25 protein-coding genes are annotated in these 21,323 nt (G+C 68.7%); 6 read left to right on the top strand and 19 right to left on the bottom strand.

Going from position 1 to position 21,323, the window contains the following annotated elements; genetic code table 11:
• Positions 1–3 precede the first annotated feature (3 nt).
• The 3 genes from MZV50_RS21015 to MZV50_RS21005 all read right to left on the bottom strand — a co-directional run bounded on the left by MZV50_RS21015 (position 4) and on the right by MZV50_RS21005 (position 2,172).
• Positions 4–429: an OsmC family protein gene (locus tag MZV50_RS21015; protein WP_252631240.1), complete on the bottom strand. Its 426-nt coding sequence runs from the start codon at positions 427–429 to the stop codon at positions 4–6.
• A 55-nt stretch (positions 430–484) separates the two neighbouring features.
• Positions 485–1,867, bottom strand: coding sequence for a cytochrome P450 (locus MZV50_RS21010; RefSeq protein ID WP_252631239.1), 1,383 nt, complete (start codon positions 1,865–1,867; stop codon positions 485–487).
• Positions 1,868–1,974: 107 nt separating this feature from the next.
• Positions 1,975–2,172: a hypothetical protein gene (locus MZV50_RS21005; protein WP_252631238.1), complete on the bottom strand. Its 198-nt coding sequence runs from the start codon at positions 2,170–2,172 to the stop codon at positions 1,975–1,977.
• Positions 2,173–2,457: 285 nt separating this feature from the next.
• Here MZV50_RS21005 and MZV50_RS21000 point away from each other — a divergent pair, with 285 nt between their 5' ends.
• The 3 genes from MZV50_RS21000 (at position 2,458) to MZV50_RS20990 (ending at position 4,905) form a co-directional block, all read left to right on the top strand.
• Positions 2,458–3,420 (top strand): acetyl-CoA carboxylase carboxyltransferase subunit alpha, encoded by a 963-nt coding sequence (locus MZV50_RS21000; RefSeq protein WP_252631236.1) that lies wholly within the window; start codon positions 2,458–2,460, stop codon positions 3,418–3,420.
• Between the two features lie 43 nt (positions 3,421–3,463).
• Positions 3,464–3,859: a lysozyme inhibitor LprI family protein gene (locus MZV50_RS20995; protein WP_252631234.1), complete on the top strand. Its 396-nt coding sequence runs from the start codon at positions 3,464–3,466 to the stop codon at positions 3,857–3,859.
• Positions 3,860–3,927: 68 nt separating this feature from the next.
• Positions 3,928–4,905 (top strand): NAD(P)H-dependent flavin oxidoreductase, encoded by a 978-nt coding sequence (locus MZV50_RS20990; protein WP_252631233.1) that lies wholly within the window; start codon positions 3,928–3,930, stop codon positions 4,903–4,905.
• On the opposite strand, the gene MZV50_RS20985 is transcribed toward MZV50_RS20990, so the two are convergent.
• Complete coding sequence (locus MZV50_RS20985; RefSeq protein WP_252631231.1) at positions 4,902–5,555, bottom strand: RDD family protein; 654 nt, start codon at positions 5,553–5,555, stop codon at positions 4,902–4,904. The two genes, MZV50_RS20990 and MZV50_RS20985, sit on opposite strands and share 4 nt — an antisense overlap.
• Positions 5,556–5,651: 96 nt before the next feature.
• Positions 5,652–6,059, bottom strand: a complete 408-nt coding sequence (locus tag MZV50_RS20980; protein ID WP_252631230.1) for a helix-turn-helix domain-containing protein — start codon at positions 6,057–6,059, stop codon at positions 5,652–5,654.
• An 81-nt stretch (positions 6,060–6,140) separates the two neighbouring features.
• Between MZV50_RS20980 and MZV50_RS20975 the strand changes: the two genes are divergently transcribed.
• Positions 6,141–6,359 (top strand): helix-turn-helix domain-containing protein, encoded by a 219-nt coding sequence (locus MZV50_RS20975; protein WP_223391546.1) that lies wholly within the window; start codon positions 6,141–6,143, stop codon positions 6,357–6,359.
• Positions 6,360–6,377: 18 nt separating this feature from the next.
• Here the strand turns inward: MZV50_RS20975 and MZV50_RS20970 are convergent, their stop codons facing one another.
• On the bottom strand, positions 6,378–6,605 hold the full coding sequence (locus MZV50_RS20970; RefSeq protein ID WP_252631228.1) for a helix-turn-helix domain-containing protein: 228 nt from the start codon (positions 6,603–6,605) through the stop codon (positions 6,378–6,380).
• Between the two features lie 78 nt (positions 6,606–6,683).
• A complete protein-coding gene (locus tag MZV50_RS20965; protein ID WP_252631227.1) occupies positions 6,684–6,983 on the bottom strand; it encodes a hypothetical protein in 300 nt (99 codons plus the stop codon).
• Positions 6,984–7,288: 305 nt separating this feature from the next.
• On the opposite strand from MZV50_RS20965, the gene MZV50_RS20960 reads away from it, so the two are divergent.
• Positions 7,289–7,453 carry a hypothetical protein gene (locus tag MZV50_RS20960; protein ID WP_252631226.1) on the top strand — a complete coding sequence of 55 codons (165 nt, stop codon included), beginning with the start codon at positions 7,289–7,291 and terminating at the stop codon, positions 7,451–7,453.
• A 25-nt stretch (positions 7,454–7,478) separates the two neighbouring features.
• On the opposite strand, the gene MZV50_RS20955 is transcribed toward MZV50_RS20960, so the two are convergent.
• The 9 genes from MZV50_RS20955 to MZV50_RS20915 all read right to left on the bottom strand — a co-directional run bounded on the left by MZV50_RS20955 (position 7,479) and on the right by MZV50_RS20915 (position 18,707).
• Positions 7,479–8,219, bottom strand: coding sequence for a hypothetical protein (locus MZV50_RS20955; protein WP_252631225.1), 741 nt, complete (start codon positions 8,217–8,219; stop codon positions 7,479–7,481).
• A gap of 73 nt (positions 8,220–8,292) precedes the next feature.
• The gene (locus tag MZV50_RS20950; RefSeq protein ID WP_252631223.1) at positions 8,293–8,679 is read right to left on the bottom strand and encodes a hypothetical protein; all 387 of its coding nucleotides are present in this window, start codon (positions 8,677–8,679) and stop codon (positions 8,293–8,295) included.
• A gap of 90 nt (positions 8,680–8,769) precedes the next feature.
• Positions 8,770–11,028, bottom strand: coding sequence for an excinuclease ABC subunit UvrB (gene uvrB / locus MZV50_RS20945; RefSeq protein WP_252631222.1), 2,259 nt, complete (start codon positions 11,026–11,028; stop codon positions 8,770–8,772).
• Positions 11,029–11,113: 85 nt separating this feature from the next.
• On the bottom strand, positions 11,114–12,376 hold the full coding sequence (locus tag MZV50_RS20940) for a hypothetical protein (RefSeq protein WP_252631221.1): 1,263 nt from the start codon (positions 12,374–12,376) through the stop codon (positions 11,114–11,116).
• Positions 12,376–13,473 carry a hypothetical protein gene (locus MZV50_RS20935; RefSeq protein WP_252631220.1) on the bottom strand — a complete coding sequence of 366 codons (1,098 nt, stop codon included), beginning with the start codon at positions 13,471–13,473 and terminating at the stop codon, positions 12,376–12,378. The genes MZV50_RS20940 and MZV50_RS20935 overlap by 1 nt, the downstream gene beginning before the upstream one ends.
• A 160-nt stretch (positions 13,474–13,633) precedes the next feature.
• Positions 13,634–15,784 carry a TonB-dependent siderophore receptor gene (locus MZV50_RS20930; protein WP_252631219.1) on the bottom strand — a complete coding sequence of 717 codons (2,151 nt, stop codon included), beginning with the start codon at positions 15,782–15,784 and terminating at the stop codon, positions 13,634–13,636.
• A gap of 518 nt (positions 15,785–16,302) precedes the next feature.
• The gene (locus tag MZV50_RS20925; protein WP_252631217.1) at positions 16,303–16,686 is read right to left on the bottom strand and encodes a c-type cytochrome; all 384 of its coding nucleotides are present in this window, start codon (positions 16,684–16,686) and stop codon (positions 16,303–16,305) included.
• Positions 16,683–17,717 carry an alcohol dehydrogenase AdhP gene (gene adhP, locus MZV50_RS20920; protein ID WP_252631216.1) on the bottom strand — a complete coding sequence of 345 codons (1,035 nt, stop codon included), beginning with the start codon at positions 17,715–17,717 and terminating at the stop codon, positions 16,683–16,685. Before adhP ends, MZV50_RS20925 begins: the two co-directional genes overlap by 4 nt.
• Positions 17,718–17,822: 105 nt before the next feature.
• Complete coding sequence (locus MZV50_RS20915) at positions 17,823–18,707, bottom strand: LysR family transcriptional regulator (protein WP_252631215.1); 885 nt, start codon at positions 18,705–18,707, stop codon at positions 17,823–17,825.
• Between the two features lie 106 nt (positions 18,708–18,813).
• On the opposite strand from MZV50_RS20915, the gene MZV50_RS20910 reads away from it, so the two are divergent.
• A complete protein-coding gene (locus MZV50_RS20910; RefSeq protein ID WP_252631214.1) occupies positions 18,814–19,557 on the top strand; it encodes an SDR family oxidoreductase in 744 nt (247 codons plus the stop codon).
• Positions 19,558–19,653: 96 nt separating this feature from the next.
• Here the strand turns inward: MZV50_RS20910 and MZV50_RS20905 are convergent, their stop codons facing one another.
• The 3 genes from MZV50_RS20905 to MZV50_RS20895 all read right to left on the bottom strand — a co-directional run bounded on the left by MZV50_RS20905 (position 19,654) and on the right by MZV50_RS20895 (position 21,209).
• Positions 19,654–20,166, bottom strand: coding sequence for a hypothetical protein (locus MZV50_RS20905; protein ID WP_252631213.1), 513 nt, complete (start codon positions 20,164–20,166; stop codon positions 19,654–19,656).
• A 61-nt stretch (positions 20,167–20,227) separates the two neighbouring features.
• A complete protein-coding gene (locus tag MZV50_RS20900) occupies positions 20,228–20,719 on the bottom strand; it encodes an Imm70 family immunity protein (RefSeq protein ID WP_252631211.1) in 492 nt (163 codons plus the stop codon).
• A 112-nt stretch (positions 20,720–20,831) separates the two neighbouring features.
• Positions 20,832–21,209, bottom strand: coding sequence for a VOC family protein (locus MZV50_RS20895; protein WP_252631209.1), 378 nt, complete (start codon positions 21,207–21,209; stop codon positions 20,832–20,834).
• Between the last annotated feature and the right edge of the window lie 114 nt (positions 21,210–21,323).

The following is a 21,323-nucleotide window of genomic DNA, read 5'->3' as shown; positions in this document are numbered from 1 at the left end:
AATTTACTCCCCCCCCACCGTCGTCACCACCCTGGCGCCCGCCGTCAGCAGCTTGTGGATCGGGCAGCGCTCGGCGATCTCGAACAGGCGCTCGCGCTGTTCGTCGTTGAGGTTGCCGTCGAGGCTGATCACCCGCTCGAACCGCTCCGGCGGGGTCTGGTCGGCGTCGTAGTGCGAGAACACCTCGACATGCATCGCGCTGATGTCCCAGCCCTTGCGGTTGGCGTAGAGGCGCAGGGTCATGCTGGTGCAGGCCGCCAGGCCGGCGGCGACCAGTTCGTGCGGATCGGGACCCAGATCCAGGCCGCCCTGGGCCACCGAGACGTCGGCGACGATCGTCGACGGCCCGGCCGTGACGAAGGTCTGCAGGGCGCCGGAGCCGCTGTCCGTGGCGGTGGCGAACGGGCGGGTGTGGACGGCGTCGGTCATCGGGCGGTTCCTCGAAGGGGCGGGCGAAAGCGCGGGCTTCCTCCTAGCACCCGCTTCAGGGCCGCGCTTGCACGATCGGTTCCAGGCCGAAGTCCGGCTCGTGGTCGGGCCCCAGGGTGATCGAGGCCTTGGGCGTCACCGGCCGCTCGTGGGTCAGGGTCACCGCGACCCTTGCCAGCAGGCTGGCCAGGATGATCTGGGCCTCGGCCAGGGCGAAGCCGGCCCCGATGCAGACACGCGGCCCCGCGCCGAACGGGATGAACGCCTCCAGGCCCCACGGATGCGGCTGATCCAGGAAGCGCTCGGGCCGGAAGGTGGTCGGGGCGTCCCACAGCTTGCGGTGCCGGTGCATCAGCCACGGACTGATGGTGACGGTGGCGCCGGCCGGGATCGGATGACCCAGCACCTCGCCGTCGGCAAGGGCCTGGCGGCCGAAGGTCGGGGCGGCGGGATACAGGCGCAGGGTCTCGAACAGCACCGCGCGCAACAGCGGCCAGGCCTTGAGGTCGTCCAGGCCCGTGACCCGCTCGGCCGGAAAGGCGGTGACCTCGGCGCGGACGCGGTCCTGCGTCGTCGGATCCAGGGCCAGCAGATAAGTGGCCCAGAACAGCAGGCGCGAGGTGGTGTCGAAGCCGGCGGCCAGCATCGAGCTGCACTGATCGCGGACTTCCTGGTCGGGCAGGGGGCGGCCGTCCTCGTCGCGGGCGGCCAGCAGGCGGTCCAGCATGTCGCCCGACCGCGGGGCGATGCGCCGCTCGTCGATGATGGCGTCGACCGCCGCCAGCCAGCGCCCGCCCAGGCGCCGCCGGTCGCCGTCCGCGAAGGTCAGGTCGTCGACGCCGCGGCTGACGAAGTCGAGAAGCCGGAAATGCGCCGGCCCTTCGACATAGCGGCGCGCGATCTGCGCCAGCACGGCGCCGTCCTGGTCGGCGCGACGCGAGAACAGGGCGCGCAGCACCGCGTCGAGGGCGGTGTGGTGAAAGGCTTCGGACAGGTTGGCGCGCGTTTGGCCGGCCAGGCGTCCGACGAGCGTGTCGCCGGCGGCGATGAAATGCGGGACCAGGCCGCCGATCGCGGCGGGCGTGAACACGGGGGCCAGGCTCTTGCGCTGGCGCTTCCAGGTCTCGCCCTCGGTCAGCAGCAGGCTGTCGCCGACCAGCGGCTTTAGCGGGCGGCCCAGCTTCGCCGCGCGGCGGAAGTTCGGCGAGGCCAGCACTTGGCGCACGCCGGCGGGGTCGCTGACCACCAGGCCGGGCTGGCCCATGAACCGGTAGGGGGTGACGAGGCTGTCGAAGTCATCTTCGCACCAGGCGCCGACCAGGTTGCGGCCCATCTCCCAGGCGATGCGCAGATCGCCCAGCAGGGAGCCGCCCAGCGGCAGGGGATGGATCTTGGGCGCGGGCGGGATCAGCGACGCGGAAAGGACGGTGGCGTCCATGAAGCGGCGGCCTTCCGGAATGCGGAGCCCCTTTTGGGCCCCATCCGGATGCGGAGGCTACAGCCGCTCAGGTTGTCGCGCAATAATTCATCGCGCGAAGAAATAGCCTAGGCGGCGACCGCGTGGGCGCTGACGTCGAACACGCGCTGCGACCCGCGCCAGACTTCCACGAAGTCGCAGCGGTGGTGCATGTCCAGAAGTTCGAAAGCGCGCGCGCGCGCCGCCGAGTCGTCGGCGCAGGCCGTGACGTCGAAACGCGGCACCGAGCCGTCGGATTCGACACAGAAAAAGGTGAACACCTGCATGGGAACTTTGCGCTCTCATCAGGCGGGGCCGCTCACGTTCGATGGCGGGGGCCGCGGGCGCAAGTCGTCTTCCGCGACCTGCTACATAACTACATAGGACTCTATGTCGCGATTCACCAGAGCAGAGAGTCTCGTTTGGAGACTCACCTGGGGAACGCATCATCGAGCCTGTGGATAAAACGAGGCCTCACGAGGGCGGTTCCGCGCCGGAATCTCGCCTCTTTCCCTCGGCGGATTCCATCTCTAGGTTCGCACCCTTTCATTAACGGCGACGTTTAAGAGTCCATGGCCGCCCATTATCTCGATTTCGAACGCCCAATCGCTGACCTGGAAAGCAAAATCGAGGAGCTGTCGCGGCTCTCCGAGACCGCTGGACCAGGCGCGTTCGACCTCGAGATCCAGGCCCTGCGCGACCGCGCCCAGGAACTGCGCAAGGAAGCCTACGCCAATCTGGACGCCTGGCAGAAGACCATGGTCGCCCGGCACCCCGAGCGGCCGCACCTGCGCGATTATGTCGCGGGTCTGATCGACGAGTTCGTCGAGCTGCGCGGCGACCGCAAGTTCGCCGACGACCAGGCCATCGTCGGGGGCCTGGGCCGCTTCCGCGGTCAGCCGGTCGTGGTCATGGGCCACGAGAAGGGCCACGACACCACCACGCGCCTGAAGCACAATTTCGGCATGGCCCGCCCCGAGGGCTATCGCAAGGCCGTCCGTCTGATGGACATGGCCGAGCGCTTTTCCCTGCCGGTCATCACCTTCGTCGACACCGCCGGCGCCTATCCGGGGCTGGGCGCCGAGGAGCGCGGCCAGGCCGAGGCCATCGCCCGCTCGACCGAGCGCTGTCTGACCCTGGGCACCCCGATGGTCGCCACCATCGTCGGCGAGGGCGGCAGCGGCGGGGCCATCGCCCTGGCCGGGGCCAATCGCGTGCTGATCCTGGAGCATTCGATCTATTCGGTGATCTCGCCGGAAGGCGCGGCCTCGATCCTGTGGCGCGACGGCGCACGGGCCAAGGACGCGGCGACCAACATGCGCATCACCGCCCAGGACCTGATCAAGCTGGGCATCGTCGACCGCATCGTCGACGAGCCGGCCGGCGGCGCCCACTCCAACACCGAAGTCGCCATCCAGGCCGTCGGCGACGCGGTCGAGGAAGAGCTGAAGGCCATGGCCCACATGAGCGCCCAGCAGCTGCGCGAGCAGCGCGCCGAGCGCTTCTACGCCATCGGCCGCGCCGGCCTGCAATAGGCCAAGCCTTTTCGGTCGGGGGACCTTTCAGAAGGAACCTTCGATGCGCCTTGTCCTGCTTGCCCTGCCGTTCGTTCTGTTGACCGGCGGCGCCCAGGCCGCCGAGCCGACCTATTCGCCGGCCTACGACCGCTGCCTGGCCGCGCCGTCGGGCCAGAGCACGGCCGGCATGATCGGCTGCGTCGGCGCGGAGCTCAAAGGTCAGGACGCCCGGCTCAATCGCGCCTACCAGGCCGCCCAGAAGCGGATGAGCCTGCCGCGCCAGAAGACGGCCCTCACCAAGGCCCAGCGCGCCTGGATCGCCTTCCGCGACGCCGACTGCGCCAGCCTGTACGACCAGGACTGGGGCACGCTGAGCCGCGTCGAGGCCAATAGCTGCGTGCTGGAGCACACCGCCCGCCGGGCCGACGCCCTGGAGCGGTTTCGCCAGGCGCAGTGAGGCTCTTGCCTGACCTAGGGGCCGCCTCCGCATAGTCCTTCCAACCAACGAGAGGGAGCGACCGCGTCATGGCCATCAAGACCCGCTTTACCGAGCTGTTCGGGGTCGAGCACCCGATCGCCCAGGGCGGCATGCAGTGGGTCGGCAAGGCCGAGTTGGTCGCCGCCGTGGCCAACGCCGGGGCGCTGGGCTTCCTGACCGCCCTGACCCAGCCGACGCCCGAGGCGCTCGCCAAGGAGATCGCCCGCACCCGCGAGATGACCGACAAGCCGTTCGGGGTGAACCTGACCATCCTGCCGGCCATGACCCCGCCGCCCTATGCCGAATATCGCGCGGCGATCATCGAGAGCGGGATCAAGATCGTCGAGACGGCGGGCTACAAGCCCCAGGAGCACGTCGACGACCTGAAGGCCCACGGCGTCAAGGTGATCCACAAGTGCACCGCCGTCCGCCACGCCCTCAGCGCCGAGCGGATGGGCGTCGACGCCATCTCGATCGACGGCTTCGAGTGCGCCGGCCACCCAGGTGAGGACGACATCCCCGGCCTGATCCTGATCCCGGCCGCCGCCGACAAGGTGAAGATCCCGATGATCGCTTCGGGCGGCTTCGGCGACGCGCGCGGCCTGGTCGCGGCCCTGGCCCTGGGCGCCGACGGCGTCAACATGGGCACCCGCTTCTGCGCCACGGTCGAGGCGCCGATCCACGAGAACTTCAAGCAGGCCATGGTCGCCAATGACGAGCGCGCCACCGACCTGATCTTCCGCACCCTGCACAACACCGCCCGCGTCGCCCGCAACGCCATCAGCCAGCAGGTCGTGGCCATCGAGCGGGCCGGCGGCGCCAAGTTCGAGGACGTCGCCCAGCTGGTGAAGGGCGCGCGGGGCCGTGAAGGTCTGGAGAGCGGCGACGTCGACCACGGCGTCTGGACCGCCGGCATGGTCCAGGGCCTGATCCACGACGTGCCGACCGTGAAGGCCCTGGTCGACCGCATCATGAGCGAGGCCGAGGCGATCATCCGCCAGCGGCTGGCGGGAATGGTGGGTTAAGCGCCGATCGTCGCCACGCGCTCGATCAGGGTCCAGAGCCGCTCTATCACCAGGATCGTCGCGCCGATCACGGTCAGGATGGTCTGAAACAGGCCGTCCGACCGATAGACGACCGAGCGTTCGTCATCGTCCCAGTCGGCGATGTCGTGCTGCTCCAGGTGTTCGCGGGCGGTGTTCATGAAGAACAGGCAGATCAGCGGCGCGCCCAAGGCCATGCCCTTGGCGGCCGCGATGGCTTCGCGCTTGAACGCTTGACCCAGGCCGAGCCGCTGCCCGTCCGGACGTTGGACGCGCACGCCCATCAGCCATTTTCCGGGCGTGCCGCCGGTCCAAGCGATCGATAGGGCTATCAACGGACCGGCCAGGACCACCATGACGATCCCGCCTAACAAGCGGCCCATCCACCCGTCCAACTGAGCGGCCGCCGTGTCGGCCGCCTCCGGTCCGGCCGTCAGCGCGATCACTATGCCGATGAGGAGGGAGGCGAACGCGCCAAACAGGCTGACGTCCAGCATCCGTGCGAAGAACCGTCGCCAAGGACGGGCCTCGGTCTCGGTCCAGGGATGCGCTCGTCCCGGCTTGGCCTCCGGCGCGCCGACAAGGGGCGCTGTTTCAGGCGTCGCGGCCGCGTCGGCGATTTGGTCGGTCATGGCGTCCCCCATGTCGCGAACCCTAGCGGACACTGCAGGGGGCCCAACCTGAAAAAGAGTGCTGGCGGGAAGCGCGGCTATTTGTTCGAGTGCGGATCACCGCCCCGTCCCGATCGCCCGCGCCAGGGCCGTCAGGCGGTTGCGGATCGGACCTGGCGGCAGGTTCAGGAAGGCCTCGGCCAGGGCCGGGCCCTCGGGGGCGGCGACCATTTCGGCGACCAGGTCGCGGCCGCGCGCGTCGCCGGGGCTTTCCGGCGCGACCAGGCCCTCGAAGAACCGGGCCACCGGCATGTCCAGCGCCAGCGACAGGCCGTGCAGGGCCGAGGCGCTGATCCGGTTGGTCCCGCGCTCGTACTTCTGAAGTTGCTGGAAGCTGATCCCCAGCCGCGCGGCCACTGCCGACTGGCTCAGCTGCAGCGCCCGGCGGCGGGCGCGCAACACCTGGCCGACATGGCGATCGACCGGATGGACAGCGACGGATAGAGGACGTGTTTGGCGACCCATGCGTGTGATCCTCGACTTCGACGCGAAAAATACACACTGAAGGTGTGTAGATGCGCGGAGCGACCAAGGCAAGGGTCGCGCGTGGCCGAAGACTCCGACCTGACCGCCCTGGGGCGAGAAATCCGCGACCGCCGCAAGGCCCGGAACCTCAGCCAGGAAGCCCTGGCCGAGCTGGCCGGCCTGCATCGCAACTATGTCGGCCTGCTGGAGCGCGGCGAGCGCAACCCCAGCGCCACCACCCTTTTCCAGCTGGCCCGCGCCCTGGAGATCCGACTGTCGGAGCTGGTCGGGCGGCTCTGACGATTGGGGCCGGGCGGCTCAATTCTCGTCCATCGCCGACAGCAGCGCGCCGACGCCCACACCCAGCGCCTCGGCGATCCGCGCCAGGGTCCTATAGTCGGGGTCGCGCCGCCCCGCCTCGATCGCCGCCAGGATCTCCTCCTCGATCATCGCCGCCGCCGCCAGCCGTTCCGGCACCAGTCCCGCCGCCGCCCGCAGCGCCCGGATCCTTCCGCCCAGCTTCCGCAATGGCGACGGCGTGTTCATGGAATGTTCTAGTTATGGTGGAGCCGCGCCGTCAACTCGCGCCTCGCGCCGCGGCCGCCCTATCCGTTGCAAGCGTCTTCAGGCCTGGGCCTTGGGCCTCTTCATCCGGATCAGCATTAGCCGGAGCAGCGCGGTGAGGCCCAGGCAGGCGACCGCGATCGGATAGAGCATCAGCGACGCCAGCGGGAGGTCATGGTCGGCCTCGGTCTGGATCACGAAGACCAGCGGGACGGCGGTCACCGCGATCACCAGGGCAAGGCGCGTGACCACCTTCGCGAAGACCGGGCGCGCGGCCCGCGCCACGGCGACGATGCAGATCAAGGGCAGGATCACCGGCCAGATGAAGATGTAGAAGAAAAGCAAGAGGCTGGTCAGCATCCAGGTCATCCCGTCGCGCGAACCGCCATCAGGTTTGCAAAGCCTTCGCCTGTCAACGTTCGCGGTCGATCCGGAGCGGTCGGGTCCCGCGCCGACATGTCGCGGCGGTTGAAAACGACATTCGGCTAACCATATGCTATACGGGAAGCCGCTAATCGCTTCCGGCCCCTCTCAAAGAGCGGGTTGAACGCCTGAGGCGTTTCCGTCGCCCGTTTGTCGCGCCGTCCTCGACGGCCTCGGGCGGAACCATCCATCCTTTTGATCTTTACGGCCCGGCGATACGCCCGGCCCTTGTCTGGAAGTTTATGAAAACCACCGTTACCCGCGAGGCCGCCATTCGGAGCGAGCCCCGCAAGTCCTCACCCTCTCACGCCAAGCCCTCGTCGACGCGGCCCGCCGCCTCGGACTGGGTGTGGCCGGGCCTCACGCGCGCCGAGCTGCGCGCCATCGTCATCGATCAGATCGGCTGATCCCCAACAGCCCGCGCGGCCGCGTTCAGCGGCCGAGCAGGCCGCGCAACCGCGCCTGTTCGTCGGGGGACAGCCCCCGCCCGTAATGCGCCATGCACCCCGCGTCCGTGCTGACGAACCTCGGCACGCTCCGCGCCCGCAGGCTCTCGTCGATGGGCGCCAGCCGCCCGAGCAAAGTCCTCACATCCCCGACGTCCCGGGCCAGGCTGGCCTCCCGCCCGCTCGGGAACGTCACGTCATAGTTCAGCGCCGGCGCGACCTTGCCCGTCGCCTCGTCGCGCTGGTTGACGCAGGCCGCGCCGACGCTGGTCGCCGCGCCCCACGACCAGTGTTCGATCGGCTTGCCGTCGCGAAGCCAGGCGGCGCCGAAGCGGGTGGCCACCCCCATCTCCTCGCGGCCCGCCAGGGCTCCCCAGGCGACGCTGGCCGCGACGCAGCCCGCCGCCAGGGCGACCATGCGCCAGCGGGTCCGCGCCGGAAAGACCGTCGAGGTCCGGTTCAAGCCGAAGAAGCCGGGCGCCAGGATCAGCGGCGCGATGGCGATCAGCATCATCGGCAGGAACAGGTCGGCCGGCTCGCGCCAGGTCAGCAGCACGTCGGGAATGGTGCGAAGGATCTGGTCGTCGCGGCGTTCGAACAGCACCTGGATCAGCGCCAGCGCGGCCAGGCCGCCGCTCACCAGGGCGACGGTGACCAGGATCCCGATCAGCTTGTCGACGAAGGACGCCGGAGCAGCGGCAGCGGCGTCCCGTGGGCCTTCGGTCATGCGGCAGGGTCCTCGCACGGCCCGCGCGGCCGTCGGGGTCCTGACTATAGCGAGTTGGTCGGGGAGGCGAGACCTAGCGCCCCGCCCACCTCAGCGCCGCGCCGTCGCTGTCGTCGGGCCGGGTGTTGAACGCGATCCGGGCGCTCGGCGCGCCCGCGTGCACGGCGTTCAACACCGTCTCGAACAGGAAGAGCTTGGGCGGCGGGTTGCGAATGCCGGCGCCGATCACCACCACGTCGTAGGTCGCGCCGGCCAGCTGGGCGCGGACCTCGGCTTCGGCGGTGGGTGGGTCGGGCTGGACCTCGAGCAGGTCGCAGGCGTGGCCCTGGCTTTCCAGCGCCGCCTTGGAGGCGGCCAGGCCCGCGCGGACCTTCTCGGCCGTCATGCCGGCGATGATGCCGGGCGCGGCGTAATCGACGGTGTCGGCGTCCTGGCCGACGATTAGGATCCTGGCGGTCATGATCAAGCGTCCCCTCGGAATGGGGAGCTTGGTTGGAATAACAGTGTTCCGCAAGCGGAGCGTTCTCTCCCGGCGGCGGGAGAGGGGGGATCACTTCCGCTTCTTCCGGAACTCCTCGGCCTTCTCCTGGCGGATCTCCGCCCGGATGCGCTTGGGCGCCGCCCGGTCCACCTCGTCGCCCGTCGCCGCCAGCGCCTCGTTGGCGAATTCCAGGTCCATCAGCTTCATGCGCTTGATCTCGTCGCGCAGGCGGGCGGCGGTCTCGAACTCGAGGTTGGCGGCGGCCTCGCGCATGCGGGCCTCCAGGTCCTTGAGCGCGGCCTTGAAGTTGTCGCCGCTGAACGGGCGGTCGTCTGTCTCGGACATGCCCATCGGCACCAGCACGCGGTCGCCGCGCTCATAGGGGCTGTTGAGGATGTCCTTGATGTCGCGCTTGACGCTCTCGGGCGTGATGCCGTGCTCAAGGTTGTAGGTGTGCTGCTTCTCGCGTCGGCGGGCGGTCTCGGCCATGGCCCGCTCCATCGAGCCGGTGATCCGGTCGGCGTACAGCACGACCTTGCCGTCGACGTTCCGCGCCGCTCGGCCGATCGTCTGGATCAGCGAGGTTTCCGACCGCAGGAAGCCTTCCTTGTCGGCGTCGAGAATGGCCACGAAGCCGCACTCGGGGATGTCCAGGCCTTCGCGCAGCAGGTTGATGCCGACCAGCACGTCGATATTGCCCATCCGCAGCTCGCGGATGATCTCGATGCGCTCCAGGGTGTCGACGTCCGAGTGCATGTAGCGGACGCGGATGCCCTGCTCGTTCAGATATTCGGTCAGGTCCTCGGCCATCTTCTTGGTCAGCACGGTGACCAGGGTGCGATAGCCCTTCTTGATGGTCTGGCGGATCTCGTCGACCACGTCGTCGACCTGGCTGGCGCCGTCCTTGGAGACCGGACGGACCTCGACCGGCGGGTCGATCAGGCCGGTGGGGCGGATGACCTGCTCGGCGAAGACGCCGCCGGCGCGCTCCAGCTCCCAATCGGCCGGCGTCGCCGAGACGTGCACCGACTGCGGCCGCATGGCGTCCCATTCCTCGAACTTGAGGGGGCGGTTATCCAAGGCCGAGGGCAGGCGGAAGCCGTACTCCGCGAGCGTCCATTTGCGGTTGCGGTCGCCCTTGTACATGGCGCCGATCTGCGGAACCGTCTGGTGGCTCTCGTCGGTGAACAGCAGGGCGTTGTCGGGGATGTATTCGAAGAAGGTCGGCGGCGGCTCGCCGGGCTTCCGGCCCGACAGGTAGCGGCTGTAGTTCTCGATGCCGGCGCACGAGCCGGTGGTCTCGATCATCTCCAGGTCGAAGGTCGTGCGCTGCTCCAGGCGCTGGGCCTCCAGCAGCTTGCCGTTGGCCACCAGCCACTCCAGCCGCTCCTTCAGCTCGGCGCGGATGGCGATGATCGCCTGGCGCAGGGTCGGGCGCGGGGTGACGTGGTGGCTGTTGGCGTAGACCTTGATCATCTCCAGCTCGGCCGTCTTCTTGCCCGTCAGGGTGTCGAATTCGGACAGGGCCTCGACCTCGTCGCCGAACATGGTCACGCGCCAGGCGCGGTCCTCGTAGTGGGCGGGGAAGATCTCGATGGTGTCGCCCCGGCGGCGGAACGTGCCGCGCTCGAAGGCCTGATCGTTGCGCTTGTACTGCTGGGCCACGAGGTCGGCGATCAGCTGCTTCTCGTCGACCTTCTGCCCGACCTCCAGGGTGAAGGTCATGGCGGTGTAGGTCTCGACCGAGCCGATGCCGTAGATGCACGACACCGAGGCCACGACGATGACGTCGTCGCGCTCCAGGATCGCCCGGGTGGCCGAGTGGCGCATCCGGTCGATCTGCTCGTTGATCGAGGAATCCTTCTCGATATAGGTGTCGGTCCGGGGCACGTAGGCCTCGGGCTGGTAGTAGTCGTAGTAGCTGACGAAGTACTCGACCGCGTTCTCCGGGAAGAACGACTTCATCTCGCTGTAGAGCTGGGCGGCCAGGGTCTTGTTGGGGGCCAGGATCAGGGCCGGGCGCTGGGTGCGCTCGATGACCTGGGCCATGGTAAAGGTCTTGCCCGAGCCGGTGACGCCCAGCAGCACCTGATCCTGCTCGCGGTTCTGGATGCCCTCGACCAGTTCGGCGATCGCCGTCGGCTGGTCGCCGGCGGGCTTGTACTCGCTGACCAGCTTGAACTTCTTGCCGCCCTCGGTCTTGTCCGGCCGCGCGGGACGGTGCGGGGTCCACAGCATGGGCATGACGCCGCCCGCCACGTCCTGGACGGTGTCCATCACGAAGGGTGTCGAGACGTCGGAGACGCCGGAAGTGTCGCGAGAAGGCATGGCCCCAAGTTAGGCGCCCGCGCGGGTCTCGGCTAGAGGGGCTGCTGACAGCACTGGCAGCAGGGTGGCGGGAGAGGCGGCGGTCCTACTTCCCCGGATCCCGCAGCCCGAACAGCTTGGCCAGGTTCCCCGCGCCGCCGCCGAGGTATTTCGAGACGTCGACGCTGACCAGCACATGGTCGACGTCCTTGCCGCCGTCGAGGCGCGCGCGGGTCCAGGCCAGGTTGACGCCGCGCCAGGGCAGGCGCGCCAGCACGCCGTAGCCCCAGTCCCGCCCGTTGTCGCGCGGCTGGTAGGCGGCGACGGCCGACACGCCCCATTCGCCGGAGCGCTTGTTGTCCTCGCCATAGGTCCATTTGGAGAAGCCCAGCACCTCGATCACGCCGACGAGGTTGGAGTCCGCGCCGCGCGTGTCCTTCAGCGCCAGGCCGACGCTGGGGTGGGCGACCACCAGGGCCCAGGCGGGCGGGCGCGGAAAGGGCTCGCGGGAGCCGTCGGCCAGGCGCGGCCGCGTCCGCTGAAAGATCAGGCCGTTGACCGCCAGCTCCCAGGGCAGCTGCACCCGGGCGTCGCCGCCGCCGAAATGATAGGCGTCCCAGCGCTCGCGCGTGGCCTGGAGGTGGTCGCCATAGGCCGCCAGGCCCTCGCCGGCCGGCCCTTGCCAGGCGACGTCCAGGCCGTGCAGCAGGGGAAATAGCGCCACGACCCTGGCGGTGGCGAGGGCGCAGGCCGCGTCGCAGGGCGCCGCGCCTTGCGGCGTGTCGCGGAATGTCGTCCGGAAATCGCTGGCGACGGTGGCGGCGTCGACGCTGGCCGCCGCCTCGGCGCCGGGACCGGCCTTCAGGGCCAGCTTCAGCAGGCTGATCCCGGCGGGGGACTGGCCGAAGCCGAGATAGGCGTGGTCCCAATGGACCGCGGTCGTGTAGTCCGCCAGGGCGCCTTGCCGGGCGGCGGTCTTAGCGGGGCCGTCGGGACCCAGCAGCACGCGGGCCGTCGTCAGGCGCGTCGCGGCCGCCGCCAGGCCTTCGCAGGCCGGCTGGGCGGCGTCGCTGGCGCAACCGTTGTCGACTTGGCCGCGCGCCACGCCCGCCTGGACGGCGTCCAGGATCCGGGGCGGCGAATAGGGTTCGAGGTCGGGGCCCTTGCAGTCGGTGGGACCGGCGTCGCGGGTCTGCCGCGCCAGGACGCCGATCGCCTGGTCCGCCGTCGATCCCGCCGGCAGGGCGGCCTGGACGGCGGCGACGCAGGCCGTCCGCGTGGCCTCGAACGACAAAGGCGGCGGGGTCTGGGCTCGGACCGGGAGGGGGCCGGCGAGACAGGCGGCGAGCGCGAGGACGGCGAGGCGCATCAGAGCAGCCCCTTCAGCAGCTTGAGGAGCTTTTCCAGGACCGGGTCGGCCGGGGGCATATGGGCCAGAAGGTCGTCGAGCCTGGGTTTCAGCTTGGCCTTCAGCGCGTCCTTCTGTTCGTCCAGATAGGCCTTCAGGACGGCGTCGGCGACGCCCGGATAGTCGGCTGGATCCTCGGCCAGCAGCAGCGGCCACATCGTGGCCGTGACCTCGGGCTGGCGCAGGTAGTGCTTGAAGCCGTGAGGCGCGACCTGGCCGAACTTGTTGTGGTTCTCCCCCGGGCGCAGGAGGTCGATGACCTCCGGCGCGAGGTAGTAGGTGTCCAGCCTCGCCAAGGCCCTGTAGCGCGGGCTGGTCCAGGCCGGCTTGAACGGGGCCAGGCGCGTGAACGGGTCGAGGACGTGCGCGCAGCTGATGTAATAGGTCGGATGGCGCGGTCCGACCGGCGCCAGGGTGTCGGCGTACAAGGTGGCGGCGTCGTCGGTCAGCAGGCGGGCGACGTTGGCGACCATGACCAGGGCGCGCGGCGATGGGATCGGGCCCAGCGCTTTGCCCCAGGTCGTCTTGGTCAGCCGGGCCAGCTGGGCGACCGTGTCATGGGTGACGGCCGTGCCCAGCGAGTGGGCGATCACGCTCCACTGCGAGAACCTGCCCGCCGCGAGCGCCTCGGCCAGCACCTTGGTGATCTCGGTCGCCACGTGGGCCTGGACGTGGGCCCGGACGGTCGGCGCCATGTAGAGGGCGACATCGGCCAGGTGGGTCCACAGGAAGGCGTCGTCGCTGTTCTTGGCGAAGAACTTCTGGATCCCGCCGATGAAGCCCTTGCCGACGCCCAGCTGGCTCCAGGCGTCGGACTGGGTTTCCCAGACCGCGCGGAAATGGTCGAGGATGCTGTCGTACTCGATGGGCTTGACGACGAAGAGGTCGTCGAAGGCGGCGCCCGCGCCGACCGTGTCCTGGATGAACCGGGCGTAGTTGGCCCGAAGCTCCCGCTCGCACTCTTCGAACCAGCTCTTCTGGTCGGGCTTGTAGGCGCCGTCCGCCCACACGCCGTAGCGGCCCATGCCGTGGACGAGGAACAGGATGTGCCGTGTCATTCGCTTCCCTCAACGCGAAGACGGCCGCAATACGAAGACCGGCCGTCGCGAACCTAGGTTCGTCGAACGATGATCTTCATAGTTGCATCGTGGGGAAATAATCGCAAGCGTTGGGCTCGCCCTCCGACGGTCGGCGACCGCCGGAGGGGCCCGGGAGCGTCTAGAACGCGTACTTCAGGGCGACCGTGTAGTTGCGCGGCTTGCCATAGCGGTACTGGCTGTAGAAGCCGGTCTGGGCGAAGTAGGTCTTGTCGGTCAGGTTCTCGAGATTGGCCTGCACCGACAGCTGGTCGTTGATCTCGTAGCGGGCCATCAGGCTGACCAGGGCGTAGGCCTTCTGCTCGAAGCGGAACGGCGCGCCGGTGACCGGGTTGGTCGAGGCCGAATAGGCCTGGCTCTGCCAGTTGACGCCGCCGCCGACCGTCAGCCCGTCCAGCCCGCCCGACAGCTTGTAGGTCGTGAACAGCTTGAACAGCTGGCGCGGGAAGTCGGTATTGACCCTGGCGTCTGCCTCGTCGCGGATCTGGAACTGGCTGTAGCCCAGCGAGATGTTCCAGTTCTCCAGCGGCCTGCCGATCACTTCCAGTTCGAAGCCCTTGCTGGTCGCCCCCTTGGCGGCGATCGAGGCGCGGGTCGGCGGGCTGGAGCCGGGGATGATATGGGTCGCGTCCGGATCGGTTTGGGCCAGATTGTCCTGCACGGTGCGGAACACCGCGATCGAGGTCTGCAGGCGATCGTCGAAGAAGGCGCTCTTCAGGCCACCTTCCAGGCTTTCGCCGGTGACCGGGGCCAGGTAGGCGCCGGTGTAGTCCTGGGCGTTCTGCGGCTGGAAGATCTCGGTGTAGCTGGCGTACAGCCGGTGTTGTGGCGTCAGGTCGTACAGCGCCCCGACATAGGGGATGAAGACGTTGTCGTCGCCGAAGTCCAGCTTGGCGCCGTAGCTGACGCCGGTCTGCTTCCAGGTCGCCAGGCGGCCGCCGCCGATGATCTTGAAGGCGTCGGTGATGTTCAGGCGTGTGGCGGCGTAGTAGCCGGTCTGCTTGGTGGTCTGGTCGACCTGGCGCACGCCCGTGCTCGAGAAGCCCGGATCCGGGAAATTGCCGTCCCAGGTGTAGAAGTTCCCCGCGTCGCCAAAGGCGTTGGCCGCGAAGCTGTCGGTGGTCAGGTCCTGCTCGCTGTGCAGGGCGCCCAGCATGAACTCGTGCTGGCGGCCGAACAGGGCGTAGTCGCCCTTCAGCTGGACGTCGAAGCTGTTCTGGGTGTTCTCGCCCTGGTCCTTGTAGGGATAGGCCGCGAACTGCCAGGCGCCGGTCGTCTTGTTGATCAGGCCCGAGAGGTAGAGGAGCTTGGTTTCCTGGGCGTTCCGGGTCCAGTTGTAGTTGACGTTCAGCGACCAGCCGTTGCCGAACCTGTGCTGCAGATTGGCGAAGACGTTCTGGTTCTTGCTGTCCCAGTAGCTCCACTTGGCCGAGGCGGTCTTGCTGCGCGGCCAGACGGCGACCGAGCCGTCGTCGAAGAAGGTGGGCAGGGCGCCCCAGGCCGGTGCGTTCGGCGAGCCCTTCTGCTGGCTGGCCCCGACGCGCAGCAGGGTGTTCGGCGTCAGGTCGGCGTCGATGACCCCGTACAGCACCGACTTCTCGTTCTTGTAGTAGTCGATGAAGTTCTCGGTCTTCTCGTACTTGGCGACGGCGCGGCCGCGGATATTGCCGCTGGCGGTCAGCGGTCCGGCGACGTCGGCCTGGACCTGGCGGTTGTTCCAGCTGCCGACGCTGGCGTTGACGTAGCCGGTCAGTTCGCGGCTGGTGGCGTGCTTGCGCACCATGTTGATCGAGGCCGAAGGATCGCCCGCGCCGGTCATCAGGCCGGTCGCGCCGCGCACGATCTCGACCCGCTCGTAGAGCGAGACGTCGGTGATGGTCTCGCCGGCGCCGCCGGCCAGGGTCCAGGCCGTCGGCACGCTGTCGACCTGATAGTTGGTGATCGCGAAGCCGCGCGCGTTGAAGGTGTTGCGCACGTCGTCGACCTGATTGGTCGCGACGCCGACCGTGTTGGCGACGATGTCGGAGATGGTCCGTAGGTTCTGGTCGAGGATGCGCTGGGCGGTGATCACGGTGACGGACTGCGGCGTCTCGCGCAGGGTCAGGCCCAGGCCGGTGGCCGTGTCGATCCGGTTGTTGAGCGTGTAAGAGCCGGTGATGACCACCTCGTCGACGCGCGTGTCCTCGGCCGTCGCCGAGGTCGTCTGCGCCGAAGCCTGAGAACCAAGAGCCAGGAACGCGCCGCCCGCGAGCAGCGTAGCCTTCAAAACCATATGCCCCACCTAAACTGGATTGCACTGACCCCGCGCGGCCCAACGCCGGCGGGCGCGGCGCGGGGAGTGCGCCACGACGTCGGTCTGTCCGACATCGGCGGGAGCTATAGCGCGCGAATCCGCTAATGCAAATGACTTGCAACAAGGGCTGGGAAGGCGTGGCGAGGAGGCGTAGGGCGGACATTCAGAGTGCCTCTCTCATGGAGAGAGAGAGGGGCCCGCCGCCGGAGGCGGTGGGAGGGTGAGTGGTTTCACCCTTTCGGGCACAACCAGAGCCGTTCGGTCGCTTCCCGCCACCAAGAAACGTTCTCTGACACCGGCGGGCCCGCCTATGCCGATCATCTTCGCCAGAGTTCCATTCTGAGAGACTGTAACCTCTCACCCTCCCACCGCTGCGCGGCGGGCCCCTCCCTCTCTCTATGAGAGAGGGTTTCTGGTGGCCGTCCGACTAGGGCCAAGAGCAGCCCTTCGATCCTCGGATGAGCGGATCTGGAAGCTCAAAGCCGAACGCCGACGGGCTAAAGCCTGGGCCTCCGCAGGCCGGGCCGGCGCGGATCCAGGCCGCGCAGATAGGCTTCGAGGTCGGCGCGCTGGTCGTCGTCGAGCTGGGTCATCGGCATGCGCGGGTGGCCGCGCGGCGCGCCCTCCTCGGGCGGTTGTCGGGGCGCCAGCATGCCCTCCTCGAGGATCGCGGCCAGGCCGCCGGGCGGATAGCGGTCGTGCAGGCTGGCGAACGGCGGGGCGTCGGGCAGGGGGCTGACCCCGTCCCGCACGGCGTGGCAGCCGCCGCAATGGCGGCGGGCCAGCCGCTCGCCGTTGCTGGCCGAGGCCTGGCGGGCCAGGGCCGGAACGGCGACCAGGGTCAAGGCGGCGGCGACCAGCAGGACGCCCGCCGGCTTCACGCGCCGGCCTCGAAGTCCAGCACCACGCGGCCGTTGATCTGGCCCTTCTCCATGCGGTCGAACACCGTGTTGACGGCGTCCAGCCGGGTGGTCTCGATCGTGGCCTTGACCCGGCCGTCGGCGGCGAAGGCCAGGGCCTCGGCCAGGTCCAACCGGGTGCCGACGATCGAGCCGCGCACGGTGATCCCGCGCAGCACGGTGTCGAAGATCGCCAGCGGGAAGTCGCCGGGCGGCAGGCCGTTCAGCGACACCGTGCCGCCGCGCCGGACCATGCCCAGGGCTTGAGAGAAGGCGATGCGCGAGACGGCCGTGACCAGCACGCCCTGAGCCCCGCCGATCGCCTTGCGCAGCACGGCCGCCGGATCCTCGCGGCTGGCGTCGATGGTGATCTCCGCGCCCAGGTCGCGGGCCAGGGCCAGCTTGTCCTCGGCGACGTCGACGGCGGCGACCTTGAAACCCATGGCCTTGGCGTACTGTACGGCCAGGTGGCCCAGGCCGCCGATGCCCGAGATCGCGACCCAGTCGCCGGCCTTGGCGTCCAGCACCTTCAGGCCCTTGTAGACGGTGACGCCGGCGCACAGGATCGGCGCGGCCTCGACATAGCTCAGCGCGTCGGGGATCAGCCCGACATAGTCGGCGTCGGCCAGCACGTATTCGGCGAAGCCGCCGTCGACGGAGTAGCCGGTGTTCTGCTGGGCCTCGCACAGCGTCTCCCAGCCGCCCAGGCAGTGGACGCAGTGGCCGCAGGCGGTGTGCAGCCACGGCACGCCGACCCGGTCGCCCAGCTTCAGGTGGGTGACGCCCTGGCCCAGCTCGACCACGGCGCCGACGCCCTCGTGACCCGGAATGAACGGCAGGGTCGGCTTGATCGGCCAGTCGCCGTGGGCGGCGTGCAGGTCGGTGTGGCAGACGCCGCAGGCGGCGATCTTGACCAGCACCTGGCCGGGGCCCGGCGTCGGCTTGGGCGCGTCCTCGAAGACCAGCGGCTGGCCAAAGGCGCGTACGACGGCGGCCTTCATGATCGCTTGCATGGTGGCGTCTCCCGGATTGCGGATGGTGGCCATCACCCTAGGCCCGGGCCTTCCGGGGCGTCAGTTCGGGGCGCTACGGGTCGGAAAACTACTTAGACGGCCGTTCTAGGGGGCGAACCGCTTGGCCGCCCAGTCGATGAAGACCCGCACGCGCGGCGACAACTGGCGGCTGCGCGGATACAGCAGCGACACCGGCGTCGGCGTCGGCGGGAAGTCGGCCAGCACCTCGACGAGGCTTCCGTCCGCCAGCGCGTCCTCGACGCGATAGCGCGGGACCTGGATCAGGCCCAGGCCCAGCAGGCCCATGGCCACCGTGTTCTCGGCCGAGTTGACGATGACGTCGGCCGCGACCGGCACCTGGCGGGGCTTGCCGTCGATGGTCAGCTCCAGTGGGTGGGGATGGCCCGTCCCGGACTGGAGGAAGCCGACCATGCGGTGGTCGGCCAGGTGGTAGGGCGCCCTCGGAATACCGCGCCGCGCCAGATAGGCCGGCGCGGCGCAGGTCACCTCCGGCAGCAGGGCCACGCGGCGGGCGACCATGGCGCTGTCGGTCAGGTCGCCCAGTCGCAGCACGCAGTCGACGCTCTCGCGCACCAGGTCGACCAGGCGGTCGCCCTCGGTCATCTGGATCTTCAGGTCGGGATAGGTCGCCAGGAAGTCGGGCAGGCCCGGCAGCACGAACCGCCGCGCCAGGGCGCCCTGCACGTCGACCCGCAACAGGCCGCTGGGCGCGCGCTGGCGAAACGCGCCCTCGGCGTCCTCCAGTTCCTCCAGCAGGCGCAGGCAGCGCTGGTAATAGGCCTCGCCGTCCAGGGTGGGGCTGACCTGGCGGGTGGTGCGCTGGAGCAGCCGCGCGCCCAGCCGCGCCTCCAACTGCTGCACGGCCTCGGTCGCGGTCGAGCGCGGCAGGTCCAGGTCAGCGGCCGCCTGGGTGAAGCTGCGCCGCTCCACGATCCGCACGAACAGGCGCATCGCCTCGAACCGATCCACGCGTCGCGCCTCTATTATTCGCCAATGCGAATAGTGATGTCGTGAATGGTTGAATTATTCAAGCGCGGCGAAGGCGCAAGGTCTCTTCATCGAAGGAGACCTCAACATGACGCAATCCCTGAACGACAAGGTGGCGCTGGTGACCGGCGCCTCGGGCGGCATCGGCGCGGAGACGGCCCGGCGCCTGGCCCGCGACGGCTTCACCGTCATCGTCAACTACGCCGGCGGCGCGGCGGCGGCCGAGGCGGTGGCCCGCGAGATCGCGGCCGCCGGCGGCAAGGCCATCACCGCCCAGGCCGACGTCGCCGACCCGGCCGCCGTCGCCCGCCTGTTCGACCACGCCGAGGCGGCGTTCGGCGGCGTCGATGTGCTGGTCAACAATGCCGGGATCATGAAGCTGGCGCCCCTGGCCGACACCGACGACGCCCTCTTCGATCAGACGATCGCGGTGAACCTGAAGGGTGTGTTCAACACCCTGCGCGAGGCCTCGCGCCGTCTGCGCGACGGCGGCCGGATCATCAATGTCTCGTCCAGCGTGGTCGGGCTGCTGCCGGCGACCTACGGCGTCTATGCGGCCAGCAAGGCGGCGGTCGAGACGCTGAGCGCCATCCTGACCAAGGAGCTGCGCGGCCGCGCGATCACCGTGAATTCGATCGCCCCCGGACCCACGGCCACCAAGCTGTTCCTGGACGGCAAGCCCGCCGAGGTGGTCGAGCGCCTCGCCAAGGCCGCTCCGCTGGAGCGCCTGGGAACGCCCGAGGACATCGCCAGCGCCATCGCCTTCCTGGCCGGCCCGGACGGCGCTTGGGTCAACGGTCAGGTGATCCGGGTGAATGGCGGGATCGTGTAGGGCCGGACTCTCCTCCCCTGGGGGGGCGGAGGGGTCAACTGGGCATGGGCCGCCCTAGCCCCTTCAGCCGCTCTGGGCTGACGGCCCTCGCCAGGCTCACCGCAAGTCCGCGAGCTGGAATTCTCGCGAAGCGGGGGCGATGGGGCCAAGCTTCTCCACGAGAATGGCCGCTTGCCCCTCGGGTTGGTAAAAGGTCTCGTCGAAGGCCTCGATCCCCACGGCGCGTAGATAGTGGTCAAGTATCTGGGGTGTGAAGCGATCCCTTTTCAGTCGGCTGGAATATTTCCCCATATCTTCGTAGGGCTGAACCTCGCCACTTTCCGAGAAGACCAATCCGTTTCCATCATCGGCGACGAAGACAGCACGGACGGTGTTCGAGAAGTCGATGACTTCCGGCCCGTACAACTCCCAGATCACCGCCAGATCCGAGCTTTCCCTCGTTCCCGGGGCGCAGGTCGCGCGCACGGCTTCACAAGACAGCTTTTCCGCCATGTAGGACAGCGGTGAAAACGCATCGGTTCCCTGGTGACCATTATCCAGGAAAACGGTCCAATCCGAGCGCGTAGGGATAAAGAGGTATCGTCGCCGCTCAACACTCGTCAGCGGCATGAGGCGTCGTATCTGTGTTTCTAGACTAGCGTCGTTGCTCGCCGGCCGACGCGCCCTTGGCTCAATAGTTCACCACCTTGGCGACGCCGCCCGCATCCCTCAGCTCCACCAGCACCTCACGCAGCAGCTCGATCAGGTCGCGCCCGGTCGAGGTGACGAAATAGTTGGACAGGTCGGTGATGGTCGTGGCGATCCTGTCGCCCCACGGCGGCGTCTTGGACCGATCCTCGACATCCCAGATCACCTTTCGGGCCGGCAGCTTGGCCAGTTCGGCGCTGGCCTGATCCAGTTCGGCCAGGGCCGCGGCCGCGTCCGACTGGGTCACCTCGCCCTGGTAAAGCTTGTTCATCAGCACCGGAAAGCGTGATCCCCACCCCTTCGGCTCGAGATTGCCCGAGATCGTCGAAAAGAACGCGTGGAAGAAATCGCCCGTGCCGATTTCATCGATGATGCTTCCAAGTTCGATGCCGACCGTCATGCTTCTACCTCCCGATGGGGGTCTTTCAGGCTGCATGTCCAAGTCGGAAAGGATCTCCGCATAGGCGCCGATCATGGGTCGGGTCTCCTGCGCGAGAGGTTTTCGGGATCGAAGGCATGACCAAGCGGCTAGCGTTGGCGTTGATAAGATCAGTCTCCCGGCCGAAGCCCGAACGGACGTCGCGTAGTCAGTAGTTCCCCAGGCTCAGCACGTTGCCGTCCGGGTCCTTGAACCACACCACCCGCATCCGGCCCGCCACGTGGACGTCGCCGTCGTGGCTCATGGCGGGCAGGTCGTACTTCTCGAACACGACGCCTCGGCCGCGCAGCATCTCCACCGCCGCGTCGAAGGTTTCGCCCAGGGCCCAGGTCAGGACGGTGGCCTTGTTGGTCCCGGCGAACTCGGACTCGTAGACCAGCACCAGCGACTTGCCCGCCTGGAAGGCCTGAACGCCAGGCTGGTCCGAGGGCAGGGGCTTCAGGCCCAGGGTCTCCTCGTAGAAGGGGCGGGCGACCGCCAGGTCCTTCACCGCCACCGTCGCCTGGGCGTCTTGATCGCCGAGCATGCGAAGCCTCCGTCCTGTTCGCCGGAGAGAAACCCTGAAGGCGAACGGCGTTCCGTCGGCTTGACTTCCATCAGTACTGTATGTCACATAGTGTGTATCACACACCATGCGCCA

Source organism: Caulobacter segnis, from assembly GCF_023935105.1.
GTDB classification, from domain to species: domain Bacteria; phylum Pseudomonadota; class Alphaproteobacteria; order Caulobacterales; family Caulobacteraceae; genus Caulobacter; species Caulobacter segnis_B.
This window is presented reverse-complemented; position numbering and strand designations above follow the sequence as displayed.